The sequence below is a fragment of the Candidatus Galacturonatibacter soehngenii genome (assembly GCF_008830185.1).
GTDB lineage: Bacteria > Bacillota > Clostridia > Lachnospirales > Lachnospiraceae > Lachnotalea > Lachnotalea soehngenii.
In genome coordinates, this window is sequence record NZ_WAGX01000005.1 from 1,254,512 (window position 1) to 1,270,193 (window position 15,682).

The 15,682-nt window shown below is 32.1% G+C and carries 12 protein-coding genes; 6 read left to right on the top strand and 6 right to left on the bottom strand.

The genetic code is table 11. The features are described 5' to 3' along the window. From F7O84_RS13195 to F7O84_RS13205, 3 genes are all read left to right on the top strand, one after another. Positions 1-1,428 carry a methyltransferase domain-containing protein gene (locus tag F7O84_RS13195; RefSeq protein ID WP_192451757.1) on the top strand — a complete coding sequence of 476 codons (1,428 nt, stop codon included), beginning with the start codon at positions 1-3 and terminating at the stop codon, positions 1,426-1,428. A 75-nt stretch (positions 1,429-1,503) separates the two neighbouring features. Further along, positions 1,504-2,514 carry a saccharopine dehydrogenase NADP-binding domain-containing protein gene (locus F7O84_RS13200; RefSeq protein ID WP_151146022.1) on the top strand — a complete coding sequence of 337 codons (1,011 nt, stop codon included), beginning with the start codon at positions 1,504-1,506 and terminating at the stop codon, positions 2,512-2,514. A 341-nt stretch (positions 2,515-2,855) separates the two neighbouring features. Next, on the top strand, positions 2,856-3,278 hold the full coding sequence (locus tag F7O84_RS13205; protein WP_151146025.1) for a pyridoxamine 5'-phosphate oxidase family protein: 423 nt from the start codon (positions 2,856-2,858) through the stop codon (positions 3,276-3,278). 188 nt (positions 3,279-3,466) lie between these two features. Here the strand turns inward: F7O84_RS13205 and F7O84_RS13210 are convergent, their stop codons facing one another. From F7O84_RS13210 to F7O84_RS19385, 4 genes are all read right to left on the bottom strand, one after another. Then, positions 3,467-3,682: a hypothetical protein gene (locus F7O84_RS13210; RefSeq protein WP_151146028.1), complete on the bottom strand. Its 216-nt coding sequence runs from the start codon at positions 3,680-3,682 to the stop codon at positions 3,467-3,469. An 11-nt stretch (positions 3,683-3,693) separates the two neighbouring features. Then, positions 3,694-4,365 (bottom strand): cache domain-containing protein, encoded by a 672-nt coding sequence (locus tag F7O84_RS13215; RefSeq protein ID WP_151146031.1) that lies wholly within the window; start codon positions 4,363-4,365, stop codon positions 3,694-3,696. 573 nt (positions 4,366-4,938) lie between these two features. Then, on the bottom strand, positions 4,939-5,928 hold the full coding sequence (locus F7O84_RS13220; protein WP_151146034.1) for a Fic family protein: 990 nt from the start codon (positions 5,926-5,928) through the stop codon (positions 4,939-4,941). Between the two features lie 214 nt (positions 5,929-6,142). Beyond that, positions 6,143-6,433, bottom strand: a complete 291-nt coding sequence (locus F7O84_RS19385; RefSeq protein WP_330578795.1) for a hypothetical protein — start codon at positions 6,431-6,433, stop codon at positions 6,143-6,145. Between the two features lie 127 nt (positions 6,434-6,560). Between F7O84_RS19385 and F7O84_RS13230 the strand changes: the two genes are divergently transcribed. From F7O84_RS13230 to F7O84_RS13240, 3 genes are all read left to right on the top strand, one after another. Next, a protein-coding gene (locus F7O84_RS13230) for an IS3 family transposase (protein ID WP_151146037.1) occupies positions 6,561-7,711 on the top strand; the annotation gives its coding sequence in 2 pieces (ribosomal slippage) (positions 6,561-6,828 and positions 6,828-7,711; 1,152 coding nt in all). Positions 7,712-7,803: 92 nt separating this feature from the next. Further along, positions 7,804-9,045, top strand: a complete 1,242-nt coding sequence (locus tag F7O84_RS13235; protein ID WP_151146040.1) for an IS256 family transposase — start codon at positions 7,804-7,806, stop codon at positions 9,043-9,045. A gap of 67 nt (positions 9,046-9,112) precedes the next feature. Continuing rightward, positions 9,113-9,565: a hypothetical protein gene (locus F7O84_RS13240; protein WP_192451758.1), complete on the top strand. Its 453-nt coding sequence runs from the start codon at positions 9,113-9,115 to the stop codon at positions 9,563-9,565. 254 nt (positions 9,566-9,819) lie between these two features. On the opposite strand, the gene F7O84_RS13245 is transcribed toward F7O84_RS13240, so the two are convergent. Beyond that, the gene (locus F7O84_RS13245) at positions 9,820-12,414 is read right to left on the bottom strand and encodes an amidohydrolase family protein (RefSeq protein ID WP_151146046.1); all 2,595 of its coding nucleotides are present in this window, start codon (positions 12,412-12,414) and stop codon (positions 9,820-9,822) included. A gap of 20 nt (positions 12,415-12,434) precedes the next feature. After that, on the bottom strand, positions 12,435-15,641 hold the full coding sequence (locus F7O84_RS13250) for a hypothetical protein (RefSeq protein ID WP_151146049.1): 3,207 nt from the start codon (positions 15,639-15,641) through the stop codon (positions 12,435-12,437). Between the last annotated feature and the right edge of the window lie 41 nt (positions 15,642-15,682).

The following is a 15,682-nucleotide window of genomic DNA, read 5'->3' on the forward strand; positions in this document are numbered from 1 at the left end:
ATGGAAAACAGCCCAAAACGTTATTATGAAATTATACACAACTATCAAGAAGCACAGTTACTTTTTGCCGCAATACGCATGAATCTATTTTCTCATCTAGATACACCTCAAACGTCAGAGACACTTGCTGCCAAAATAAACTGTGATAAAAAGCAAGTAGATTTACTTCTTTTGTCCCTTGTTTCCTGTGGATTAGTTGACAGGCTAGGAGACTATTACCTAAACACACCTGAGACAAAAGACTTCCTATCCAGAAATAGCAATGTCTTCTTAGGTGACACCTTATTATTTCGCGAAAAGATGACCTCACTTGCACAGTTAGAGGAGAAAGTAAAGTCGAGCCATGTGGTCGGTGGTGCTACTTATGATTTTTCTGAACTAGCAAAAGTTGCAATTCCTGAAATGTATCTTGGACGAGTACAAGCTTTTTTAGAGGAAATAAGTAAGCTATTTCCCGATTGTAATGAACCTTTACAAGTACTTGATTTAGGTGGAGGAACTGGTATCTTAGACATTGAATTTGTAAAACAGTATCCAAACAGTAAAGCTACCATTATGGAGACTTTAGAGGTAGCCAAGGTCACAAAAAAAATCGTTTATGAGCATCAGGTAGAGCAAAAGATTGAAGTAATTTGTGGAGACTTTAATTTAGATCCATTTCTAGGTCCATATGATTTGATTATTGCCTCTGGTATCTTAAATTTTGTAACGGGTAATTTGTCTGACTTTTTTAAAAAAATATCTGCTTCTCTAAAAGAAGGAGGCTATTTACTTATTATTGGACCATCTGCAAATGACGTAAACAAAACCCCAGCCAATATGTTAAGCTGGCTATCTGGCTTCTTAGATGGGATTCCTCTCCCACCTAGCAACCAAGAAATTGAAGCAGCAGTACAAGCATCAAATCTAACTTTAACAAATCGAATCAAAGTTGCTATGTTTGAAGGATCTCTTTATTGCAAAAGTAAAATAAAACCCTTGGTGTCCACTAATGAGGTTATCCATTCCTTTATTGAATTGACTGAGAAGATTGCAAATAGCAAGACAAATGTCTTAGATTTTGGTAGTGAAGATATGGTATTTTACCGCGGAGAAATTCACATGATTAAGACAATCGGAGACTATCCTGGCATCCACAGTGCAAAGCTTGCAATGAAATATGGTATTACTAGGCCCGTGGTTCATAAGACGCTACAAAAATTATATGAACGTGGTCTGATTGCCAAAAAAGAGGACCCTGACGATAAAAAGCGTTTTTTACTCTATTTGACTGAGAAAGGGCAAACTGCTTATCATGCGCATGAAGTATATCACGCTACATTTGACAAAGCTCTTTTTGATTTTCTGGCCGATACTCCTAGTGATCAGTTGGCTTCCATCAAAGATTTTTTAGAACATGCCATTGATTTGATTCAAAATCATGCGTAAAAATGAGGGTTGTATATCACAAATGAATGACACTTATGAGTTTTCTATTTAATTAGGAAGATAAGGAGAAAATAGATGGATGCAAGAAATAAAATTATGATTATCGGTGGACACGGTAAAGTAGGACAGTATATTACAAGAGCCCTAAGAGACCAGAGCCTAATTTTAGTTGGCCGAAATGAAGGAAAAATAAGAAGTTTTTTAAACAAAGAAAACATGCAGGCCAAAATATATACAATGGATATTGACGCAATTGATTTTACAGCCGTGCAACATGTTTTTTGTGTTATTGTTTGCGTGGATCAAGATAACACAAAGCTTGTAACATACTGTGACAAACATGCAATTCATTATATGGATGTTACTGCGAACTCTGATTATATAGAAAAAATCCAACAGTTACAGTTAAGTGGAAACAGTAATATATTACTAGGGGTTGGATTGGCACCTGGGCTTACCAATCTTTTGGCCAAGAAATTCGTTCAAACACATCCATTTGCAAAAGATATCGAGATTCAACTCATTCTTGGCTTGGGAGAAAAGCATGGTGATGCTGCAATTAAATGGACTTTGGATAATTTTATAAAGGACTATAGCCATAAAACATTAGGAAAAATAAGACCATATATGAAGAAAAGTTCTGTCATGATTCATGGAAAGAAATTGCGGACATATAATTTTAACTTTGTTGATCAGCATATGTTAAATCGGGCGTATCAGGATAAAAGTTTCACAACCTACTTGGGATTTGACCAATCACGAATCACAGCTCTTATTTATGGCGTTAAAATGATTGGATTTTTACAGTTGTTACGTTATAAGACATTTTATGGTATTGTTGAAACATTTTTCAGAAATCCGAAATTTGGCTCAGATATTTTTATTGCGTCTATTCAATCACAAGGTCATGTGCTTTGTGCGATAGGACATGACGAAGGTAGATTTACAGGGTTGATTGCTGGCGAGGTAGCAAAACGTTTTGTTGGTATGGATTTAAAAGGAGGGTTGCTTGGAATTGCGGATGTGATTAGTCTGGATGAGGTGGTAGAAAATGAGATGTTTGGATTAGCGTCTGCGTCTGAGTAAGGTTTTGTATATCATGATTCCTTGATAATAAAGCCGTAAAATAAAAATGGAATTCAAAGCTCTCATATTCCTGTGCTTATTCGGTGCATTTGCTATTTGGAGGGCAATAAATCAAAAATTAAATAATTTTATAACGAATACGACACACAGGTGTCGTATTTGTCATGTTATTATTCTTATAACTTGATACGAAAACTTTGTTCTTTTGCCAACTAATATATAAAATTAATGAAGCATGGGACAAAGCTAACTTAAAAAGGGAGTAAGTGGTTTAAAGAATTGATCTTTAAAAAGAAGTAATTTATTAATAATAATAAAAATTAGTAAGGGAGAAAAATTACATGGATAAAAATGAACAACTGATTAAAAAGGCAGAAGAAATTATTCAAGGTCAATGCAATGAAAAAGGATACTGTGCATTAACTTTGATGGATACGGATGGTAGGCCAAATACAACCACTATCACTCCGTCCAAAGCAGATGGTATTCGTTGGATGACATTTTGTACCGGCTATGGTACTCGAACAGAACGTATCGAGTATCAATCAGATGCCTGTGTTTGTTTTAATGCCTCAAACTATCACATTTCACTAAAGGGAAAAATGGAGATTATTACTGATCCTGTTGTTAAGGAAGAGATGTGGTATGAGGGTTTATCGAATCATTTTGATGGTCCTGAGGATTCAAGATATGTAGTTCTTAAATTTATCGCAGATAGTTATACACTATTTATTGATTGGCAGACTTTGCGAGGGAGAATATAATATTTTGTTGGTAGGTCAGGTACTGTTGTGCTTTCTAACCGATAGGAATAAAGCCTTATAAAAGAAACCTCTAAACTGATTTATTTTAATTCGTTTAGAGGTTTTGCTATTTATTATAAATACACCTACGCGTAAAAGCTAATTACTTACTTTTAAATCCGAATGATAGTTTGAGAACTTGATAATGATTAGTGTCCTCTACAAGCGTTTGACGGATTGGCTATCTTAATGTACTCTACATTGGTTTCAAGAACCTTATTACAATAGGTGCACACTCTTTTCGAAGTTACCTTTCTACAACCACAGCCACTCATTTTCGTAGTTGTTGTTTTTATCATTGTTTTGCTCCAATGATCGTGAGCACCAGCTGCTAAAGCAGTAGAAGAATAACTTAAAGTAAGCATTAGAGTTAAAGTTAAAATAGAACCGTCTTTTTCATTGTTACATAGTTATAAAGTTCTGATACCTGAGCCTTGTCTGGATGCGCAATCACAACTCCTTCACCATCGATTACAAAAGCATATCTACTACCCTCACTATATTTGTCCACAACTTCTTGTAATGCTGTTAGCTTAATGTCGGCACCCATTACACCGATAAAATCTTTGCTTTCACTATAGATTGGCATAGCGATTGTGGTAACTGGTGTATTACTACTAATGGAGTAATAGGATTTACTGACAAAAGAACTTTTTTCATCAACCACCTTAAGAAACCACCAACGATTGGAGCGATCGCCAAGTTCTCCACTTGTACGCGCTGTCTGCATACCATCTGTTCCTTGGGTATATAATAGGTCAAAATAATCATTTTTCTCGATTACATCCATTATTACTTTTTTCTGTTTCTCGCCATCAAAGCTTTTCACATCACTATTATAGGATACCTGCTCAGTTATTGCGAAGCCTCTTTGAATAAATGCTGTCACTTGATCTGATAGTGACTGTGCTAAAATGATATTATTGTTTTTTAACTCTTGCTTATAATTAAGGTTCATATAATAGCTAGTTGCAATATTAGAAATAACAAAGGGTAAAACAACAAGTAATAGGGTATAGATGATTAATTTTTGACGTATTGTTTTCATAGGACACTCCTCTCAATATAAAAATATTAATGTGAAGTATTTGTGAAACTATTAAATGAACTTTTAATATTGAATTGTGTTAGCCACATTATACCATATTGCGACAAATGTATACAGCTAAATTATTATAGTGATCAGTTGGATTAATAACCATCTGTACGCTCAAATGGCTGTTTCTATGACTACTTTCTGTGCTTTTAAATCAATCTAAGTGTGGAAATATATTGAGATAACGAATAGAAAGATGACAAACTGAATTAATAAAGATAGTAGAAGAAGAATATTGGATTGGATTGGAAAATTAGCTAGCGATATGTGATGATAACAGTGACTTTGAACCCATATATAAGTGGAGAGAGAATCATAGAGAATCATGATATCTACCTGATACATAAATTACAAGCACTTTGCAAGTACAACGCACAAAAAAACTACACCCTTTGTTTTTACTGGGTTGTAGGCTTTTTTGCAATTATTTAGACTAAGCGCCTAGAATTATTTTTGAAGATCAACAGAAGAGTCAGCAACCGCTAATTTTCCAACAATCCCCCCCATCAGCTTCTATATTGAAATTTATCTACCTTTTCTATATTTTTGCTTACTACTATTTGGCTTATCTGGCACCGTCATTTCAATTAATCCAAGTTCCAAAGCTGGCAGCAAATAATTATCTCTAAAAGTCGGTCTATGCTTTAAACCTAATAATTCCATAAGTTCTTTCGTTGAATATTCTTTATCACCAATAGCCTCTGACAATCTTTCAACTTGTTCGGTAACTTGTTCCCTTACTTGTTCGGTATCTACAATTTCACATAATGCATCATAGATGGTTTTTAGTAGAAACTCTACAAATTTTCCTGAATCCGCACTATGATCACATTCACCAAGCACTTTGTAATATTCATCTTGCCGCTCTCTGATCAATGTTTCTATTGGAAGCCAACCAAACAGCGATTTCCATTTATACAGCAATAGTGTCTGCCACATCCGTCCCATTCGTCCATTACCATCTGCAAATGGATGAATAAATTCAAATTCATAATGAAATACACAACTTTTTATGAGTGGATGCACTTCTGCTTTTTTTGCCCAATCTACCAATTCTTTAATTAGATGTGGAACTTGATTTGCTGGTGGAGCCATATGAACTAATTGTTCTCCAGCAAATACTCCTACGCCACCACTTCGAAATGTTCCTGCCTCTTTCGTCAATTCATTCATCAACACTTTATGTGCCTGAAGCATATCCTTAATGGAATATGGATTCATTTCCAACAGCCTATTGTATGCTTCAAAAGCATTCTTTACCTCGCATATTTCATCTGGTGCACCAAGAATTCTTTTTCCATTGATAATATCAGTTACCTGATTCAAGGATAAGGAATTATTTTCAATTGCTAATGAGGCATGAATTGTACGAATACGATTATCCCGTCTAAGTCTTGGGTTATTACTCATATCATCATTTATCGTGATTTTGGTTATTATTTCAGTAATGGCAGAAATTAAATTTACTGTTTTATCTGTTATTGTATATGGTGGAACATAACCTTTTTCACTCATAGTTACCTCTCTCTGCTACTCAAATTTGCACTTACATAATTGGAACTTCATTGTTTTCTTACTTGTACAATATTATACCGTACAAGCCTTAATAATACTACTTATTTTCATTAATTGATAGTGTAAATTTACAGTAGGATTTTAATAGACAGACTTGCCCCTGATGTGTTTCCGATTTTTTGACTGTCCTTATTTTATTCTATTTTTCTCTTCTTTACAATCCCCAAATATGATTCTTTAATGCTGCGATTTTCTTTATCTGTGTATAAGGAATACTATAAACGGGTATATCTGCAAGGTTTCCCAGCCGTTTTCGATTTGCGCGTTCCATCTGAAACATTTGATTACTGTTGTACATTACCTCTTCACAACCCACTGCCTGCGCAAACTCTTGCTTTTGATATCTCACTAATTCCAGTATGTCTGCTTTATTGCTTTTATAAATCCTTAATCTTGACATTTTATCTGCACCAGTTTTGCTCCAGCCCAATGGCCTCGAACTCATCCTATCTGCTAATATATGACTGATATGACCTTCCGCGCTGCATTCTACTTGAGATGCTAAACTAAAGTTGTAACAGTAACACTGATATTTATGATAAAATAATTCATATGAAAGTGAGGCTATTACAATGGCAGGAATCAAAAAAACTTATACCCCAGAGTTTAAGAAAAAAGTAGTGAGATTAGTCCTTGAAGAAGGACGCCAAATAAAAAGCGTAAATCAGGAATACAATTTAGGAGAAGGTAGCTTGCGCAAGTGGATACGCGAGTACAGTGAAGAACGCGAATCAAATCCAGAGTTAAATAATGAGAAAGATTTAATGGCAGAAAATTTAAGACTTCGTAAGGAACTTGCTGAATCCAAAAAGGAAAATGATTTCTTAAAAAAAGCGGCCGCATTCTTCGCAAAGGAACTAGATTAGAACAATACCATTTCATTGATTTCTACCATGAAAATTATGGTGTACGTTGGCTCTTATCGAGATTTAATATAAAGCCAAATGCCTATTATAATTACAAAAAACATAGAAAAGCTGACTATTATAAGAAAAAGGAAGAAATCAAAGCAACCATTGAAGAGATTTATCATGAGTATGCGGGGCGACCAGGATATCGAATGATGCGTATCTTTCTTAATAGAAAATCTATAAGCTTAAGTAATCCAACCGTTCATAAATATATGAATGAGCTTGGACTTAGGTCAATTGTGGTACCCAAAAAACCAAAGTACAAAAAGGGCGATTGCTATAAAAAATTTGATAACCTATTGAATCAAAACTTTAAAGTAGATGAACCCAATAAGATTTGGTGTACGGATTTTACGTATATGTGGAGAGAGGATGGAGCGAAAAGATATAATTGTACTATTATTGATTTATATGATCGTTCACCAGTGGCAACTTTAAATAGTAATCGTATTAATGCAGAATTAGCGATTGAAACTCTGACCTATGCACTGAATCATAATACCGTTAAGAAGGGGCTTATCCTTCATAGTGATCAAGGGTCGCAGTTTACATCGAGAGCTTTTACAGAATTTTGTTCTTTGCAAAATATTACTCAAAGTATGAGTAAGGCAGGATGCCCTTATGATAATGCTCCCATGGAAAGCTTTTACGGAACATTTAAAGCAGATTTTGCAAATCACCATAGCTTTGAAACAGATGAGGCATTAAATGAAGCAACTTATGAGTATATTTTTGTATATTACAATCATGTGAGACCACATTCATCAAATGATTATTTAACACCATTTGAAAAGAGATTTAGTTACCGATAAAAATATCAGTATTGGTGTTACAATTTTGCTTGACTATCTCACATTTAGGGTCTTCTATGATAAAATAATTATATCATAGGAGGCCTTTTATTATGGCAAGAGAAAAGAAACCAGTACATAAGGTACAAATGACAGACGGAAAACGCAACATCATTCAGCAGCTCCTTCAGGAGTACGACATTCAGTCCGCAGAAGACATTCAGGATGCGCTCAAAGATCTGCTTGGCGGCACCATCAAAGAAATGATGGAAGCTGAGATGGATGACCATCTTGGATATGAAAAATCAGAACGTTCTGACAGCGATGACTACCGCAATGGTTACAAGTCCAAACGTATTAACAGTAGCTATGGAAGCATGGATATTCAGGTTCCACAGGATCGTAAGTCTACCTTCGAACCCCAGGTAGTCAAAAAGCGCCAGAAAGATATATCGGATATTGACCAGAAGATTATCTCCATGTATGCAAAAGGTATGACCACTAGGCAGATTTCTGATACCCTCGAGGATATTTACGGGTTTGAGGCTTCCGAAGGCTTTATTTCAGATGTTACGGATAAAATTATGCCACAAATTGAGGACTGGCAGAATCGTCCTCTTTCGGATGTATATCCAGTGTTGTACATCGATGCAATTCATTATTCTGTTCGTGATAACGGGATTATCCGTAAGCTTGCAGCATATGTTATTCTTGGTATTAATAATGACGGATACAAGGAAGTATTGACCATTGAGGTAGGGGAAAATGAAAGCTCTAAGTACTGGCTTTCCGTTCTGAATGGATTAAAGAATCGTGGTGTAAAAGATATATTAATTATCTGTGCGGATGGTTTGACTGGAATCAAGGAAGCCATATCTGCGTCATTTCCGAAAACAGAGTATCAGCGTTGTATCGTTCATCAGGTACGGAATACAATGAAATATGTGGCTGACAAGGACAGGAAACCGTTTTGTACAGATTTAAAGACCATTTATCAGGCGCCAAATGAGGAAAAAGCTCTTGATGCCTTAGAGAGGGTTACCGAAAAATGGAACGAAAAATATCCAAACTCCATGAAAAGCTGGAAACAGAATTGGGATGCCATTTCTCCGATATTTAAATTTTCAACAGAGGTGCGTAAAGTTATCTATACCACAAACGCGATTGAAAGCCTGAATGCAACTTACCGTAAGCTGAACCGCCAAAGAAGTGTATTTCCTAGTGATACAGCACTTTTAAAAGCTTTGTATTTATCTACTTTTGAGGCAACTAAGAAATGGAATCTGCCGCTTAGGAACTGGGGGCAGGTCTACGGTGAACTTAGTATCATGTATGAAGGACGACTACCTCAATAAATCATTCATTCATGGTTATTTTTAACAGGCGGAATATTCGCCTGCTATTGACATACATCGGTATGTGTTGTTATATATAAAACAAGGCCTGAAAGCTTTTCAATATGCCTTCAGACCATTTATTATCATAGAAGATCAGTATTTACAGACTTTTCTTCACACACTCAATTTTGGAAACTCTCCTGCAAAGCTACTTTCGCTAAAAATGACTCCCGAGTTAGACTGGAATAAAATTGGCAAAAGTGAAGTTAATCAATTCAATGTTACTAATTTAAAAAATATTTTTCTTGCTCCGAAACAACATGTTAGCTCAATTTTTGATTTTCGTTCATATCCAGACAAGCTTTTTCAAATCGAAATCAGCTATGAAACATGTGGAAAAATTATTACAGAAAATTATTCACTTGATATAGATTATACTAGCAAATTGTTATCACTGCATCCTGACATTAAAGATGAGAAACATGCATTAAAATGTATTAATGATTCTATAATTTCTTTGTCCGATAAATTTTTATAATTATTCATCCAATTTCTAAAAAAGTATTGTCATTTGATTGTCACGAGACATAAAGAGAGCCTACAAGCCCGCATAAATACTGGGTTTGTAGGCTCTTATTAATTATTCAAACTCAGCGCCTAGAATCATTTTGCAGATACATTTGTTTCTGTTTAGTGTTTTTAACTGACTGAATTCTCTGTAATATTTTATTTTTCAAATGGCTTGGACGAATTTTAGAATCAAAATAGAATCACATTTCCAGCATATACTGATTATTTGAGTGCATTTATTATTTGTTCTATTTCTTTTCTTCTGTCTTCTTTTGTTCTATTTTCATCCGCAATTACAAAACTTGTATCCATTCCCCACTTTCTAACCTTATCTATCCATGATAAAATTGATTCTCTTGAATAACCCTTGTCTTGCAACAAATAAAATATGTACGCTAGTTCATTACTTGTACTTGTATTAAAAACCACTGGATCATCGGAATTAATATTAAGAATTAGACCATTCTCTTTACTATTTCCATCGAGTCCCTTATCATTCAATCTTATCGCATGATGTTTAAACAATCGCTCGATATCTGATATTGCTAAATTTGAAGTAGGATTCACTTCAACTACAATACCTTTTTGGTTTAATCTCTTCTTCAGATAAGATTGAACACAACTTATGTATTCTACATCTGATTTTACAACATTAACCTGTATTACCTCATACATTCTTTCCAAATAACATTTGCAGTGAAATGCATGTAATAATTTTTCTGCATTCCAATACAGTCCTGCAGTTGTAGAAACTTTTGTGCATAATATCTTTTCAGCACATCTTTCAGCTTGAATATTGCAAATAGAATTCATAAGATCTTCATCCACTTGAAATTTGTTAAACTTCGCTTGATAGGCCTTCCATAATTCATAAACTGTTATTCCCTGAATATTTTCATATATACATTCAGCCAATTTCATAATTTCTTGTTCAACATAATTAAAATCTATGCCACATTCTTTGCTGATACCCCATAACCAAAGAAGATTCTCTAAATATTCAATTCTTGGTATTGCGATTATTTTATTATTTTCACACCAGCTACTTATATCAATGCCAAGCGCAATACCATGTCCTATTCTATCTCCCGCATGGTATCCAAAATGCTCTATTACTTCATCAATATGACGCAATCCAGATACGATATGCCTAAATTCTTCTCCTACATGAAAAGTAAAACCCAAGTTGTTAATTTTACTAAATTTATTGTCAAGCATTCCATTTTTGCTATCACGTGCAACTTGATATATAGGTGCAAATACCCATGGTTCTGTGTTATTTTCGACACTTGCAGCATCAATACCCACTAAATACTTTGACAAGTTTGGTATATTCTTTCTAATATCTAGTATTGTATTTATTTGATTAAAATAACGTCTTTGAATATTTCCATAAAAATAATTGCTATCTTTATCACTTTCAATACACCAACATTTTTCAAAAAAAGTTTGATCTTTTTCTTTAATAAAATGAATAACAATGCCTAAATTGGGAACAATATCTGATATATTTTTATCATCTATAAGTTCTAGATAAACTTCAAATATATCTTTTAATGATTTACATAACTGTTTTCTTAGAACATTTTTTTGTTTTGGATTATTGGGGGGGCTAATTCGTATCTCTAATTTTTTTAAATGATTATTATATATTTGATTTAGGAAAACATTTTTTAAATAATCGTGCCTTCCAACATTTAATTTACATGTAGCTTTACTAAAATATTTTTGAAAATAATCAAGGCCTGTACTGTAGTTATTTTGTGTAATTCCCTGGTAAAGAATATTTTTCAGAACAATATATTTCCAAAACAATCTGCTAAAGACATCATCCTTAGTAGTCTTTATGTATTTTAATGATTCAAACAAGAAAATATTTTCATCTGTGGTATGAATATATGACTTGCCGTTTCCCAATATCTCTCCGACACTACTTCCTCGTAATAATTTATCATATACATCTTTGAAATCAATTACATCAATCACTAATTTATTGCAATTCATCAGGTCAATTATTTTTTTACACTCTGTTAAAGAAGCATCTAATGTTTCAAGATAATCATAAAACAACTTACCGCTATGTATCCTTGATCTTAAATAGTAAGATGATATTATTCGAAAAATTGAAGCTTTAACAATATAATCTTTATACTGAATACTACCGTATTCCCTCAATACAGGTATATTATCTAGATCTACATTTGATAGATTCAACATTTCTTCCCATATAGTAGAAAAATATGTTCCCGCATTGACGTGCATATGATTTTCTGCAATACCGTTCTCTAAAATCCGATCTAACTGCAAATCCCCAATGTTTATCAACCAATAATAACCATTAAGATACTCTTTATCCTTCATATCATTTTCAAGCAAATAGTTTGCAACTAATATGTCCATACAAAATTGTCTCGAAAATGTGTTCCATAACTCAATCTTACTAAATCCTTGGAAAGCCTCGAACATTCCATCATAACAATCATTAGTCCAATATTTCAACGCAAAAATACCATTTCTATGACATATAAAGCACTTTGAAATTTGATTTAATTGATTTTGAAATATTGAATTACTATCATAATTCCTAAGTAGTCTTAGTGGATAATATTTTTCTATTAATAGCTGAATATAGTCTAAATTATCAATATGATGTGTTTGCCGAATATAACTATATGTTTTTTCAACAAATTCTCTATACTCTGTATAAGGATTTTGACTCAGATATATTTTATTAAATATATCTTCTTTTAAAAATCGCTCATCTGAAAACGGTAATATTGAAGCTTTAACTGTTGTATCAGTAATATGTTTTAACATATATTAATGCCTCCTCTAAATTACCTGCGATCATTTGGTGAATATAAGATATCTTTCATAATCAAAATTAGTGCCTCATATTCCGCTTGATAAATCTTTGTTTCTTCTGTTTTTATTATGTCACTAACTAATTGTGCAGTATATATTACTTCATCTTCTTTAAATAATTCATTTCTTATTACCTCTAATGAACTCAAGTAATACTCCATTCCTCTTTGATTTCTTAAGCTTTCAATATAGTATTTAAATTTATTATCAAATATTTCCCAATCTTTCTTTTTTATTTTCTGATTGGCCTCTAGCTCTTTTTTAATAACAATTATTTCTTGATAAAAATCTGAGTCATTAATAATTTTTATCAATGAGTTTAAAGAACTCATACTAATATTTATCACTGTATAGTGTTCCACATTATTAAGCAACTTGCTTTTTATACCGGCTATTTTCATTTGGACATTTTCTTTTATATTCATAATATTGTTATTAACATACCATGAGTAATAGGAGTTTCCTATGTCTAAGTAATCACAATTAAAATGGATGTCTTCTTGATTATGTAAATTAAAAAGTTCGTTTTGATTTAAAAAGAAATAATTTTGTAACAATTCATCACATCGTATTTGAATAAATGTCAAAGACAAAAGTTCAAATAACTTTAGATATAAATTTCTTCTTCTAGAGTACCATCCCGTTTTATCGTTACATTCTTCATCATAGTAGTATATTAAACCACTATTTTCAATTTCATGTCGATTTTCAAAAAATAAATGCGCTCTATTATTTGAATACACTTCAAATATATTTTCTTCATTACTTTTGGTAGGACTCGATTTTTTAATTATTTCAAGTAGTTCAGATAAATTATTACTTTTATGTTCAAGATTCTCTATAATACTTTCAATATAATTTCGGAGATTACTCTGAACACTAAATTTTATAGCATTATTACTAACTCTATTTTTAATATTAGTACATGTTGCTTTATCATAGTAATAGTATTTTCGAGATTTTTCCATAGCATATTTTTTAAGTGTAATCAACATTTTAATCATATCTTTTGATGATTTTCCCTGAAGATCATATCTGAAATTTGCCAAAAAAGTATACTCCGAAATACTTACATAATATTTCAAATCATCTAGGATTTCCCTTGAAAGTATACTAGTCATAACAAACTGTTGATTATCAACTTCTCCCCACATTTTCTTTTCATTAAAATCTTCAAACTGGTCAGTACTTACCATAAAGGATTCTTTACTGCTTTCCCAAACTCTTTTCGCAAGTAAAGCATTCCTAATTTCCTTTAATGCCTCTTCTATTTTATTATCATCTCTGTTTATAAATGTATTTCTGTTAGGTCCTTCATTGTAATTACTATTTAACTCTTGAATTGTTCTTTCAACATTTAATAATTGCTGGTCAAATTCTAATCCCGTTGTCAAATTAATAATTTGTTCAATACACTTTCCATATCCATTATTATAATTATTTTTAGTATTATTAAAATTTATATACCATTCATAGTCCCCGCGCAGATTAATTTTCCTTCTTTTTGTTAATCTATCTATCACTTGTTTATAAGATTCAAAATATGTACTATTATTAAATATTTCTTCTTGCTGTCTAATTTCCAATACGTTTACTAATTGACTATAGAATGCAATTACATTAGTAGCATTCATTGTATTAAAATAAACTCTCTTTTCCTGGCTTACTCCAATAATATTGTTCAGCATATCGCTGTAATAGTTACCGGATAAATTTTCTCTTCCTCCAACAATCTGCTCGCAAAAATAAAATAAATGTACAATTTCAATTAAAGCTTTTTGCAATCTCATTTTATCTTCTATTTCTTCGTTTACATTTTGCGAAAAATATACATTTAGTTTACTAGTGATGTAATTAATAAAAAGCTCATATTTAACTTCAAGCGCAACTTTTCCCAATACATTTCTAAATACTATACAATTTATAATTGTTTCTTCTTGTTCTTTCAGTAATTCATTCGTATTGATAATATTACTTACAAGAGCATTGTATATATGTACTTTTCTTTCACTCTGATTCGAAAAGCTTTTCTCTATAAAATCCCAAATACTTATAATTCCCCTCGGCTTATAATCAAAAATTCCAAATACAGAATCTATCATTTGAAGCGAGTACTCGTCTTCTCTCCCAGAGAAAAATGCTTTTTTTAAAATATCATCAAACGTATTTCCATCATCTTTTTTAGGATATTTCAATTTCCTTTTTTGTTCATTACTTAAATTTTCCAAATAAAATCTATTGGAGTACGGTAAAACTTTTTTTAATAGTTCATATACATACTCCTCCTTATTCTTCTCTAATGAATCAAATACTCTTTCAAAATTCGTTTTTGACATAGATTCATTTTTCAATTCAAAAAAAAGCATCTCTTTTTCAAGTTTTTTTATATCTCCAGAAATCAAAATCACTACACTTTGGTGTTTTAAATACCTCAAAATAGTATTAATCACTTCTGCACAACGTTCCTGATTAATATCTGCATCATCGATATAAATATATATCAAGCTTTTTTCATTTTCATTGCTAAATACTTCAGATAGTTTAGAAAAAAGCTTGTGAATTCCTTGGTTTAATTCAATTTCTGATAACAAACTTTTTTGTCTTTCATTTGCATATTCACTCATTGTAGAATAATTTTCTTTTGCTATCTCCGAAAATCCTTCTTTTCTCATTAAATATGTTGAAAATACTTTATCCCATAATTCATCGATTTCATTTTTGTCTGTAAAAATACAAGATTCGTATCCTCTTTGTCTAGATTTTTCTTCACTCTTTTTATAGAACAAATCAATTTCATCTTTTCTTTTCTTTAAAATATCATATATATTTAGTAATATGATGCCCAATAAATCCGTGCCTTCTTCAATCATTTCTGGAACAATAATTTTTAAGTGAAGATCTTTTTCATAGATAAACTTCTGTAATTCTACATCTTTTGTAAATTCTTCAACTCCATTACTACTGTTTCTTAATATTTCTCTTAGTGATGAAAAAACAGTTGTCTTTCCACTACCACGTTCACCTAATATGCTTATAACGTTACTGTAAGGAAAATGTTCATATGCCTCTTGTGAAATACTATTTTTTTTAGCTTCTTCCCTAATATTACCAATTGTAAAAAATAAGTTCTTGTAGTTTGGCAATATACATTCCAGACTCTCTTTTGATAAAAACTGCATTATTCTTCTCCTTTAACTTTTGTATTTTATTGTTTTAATTT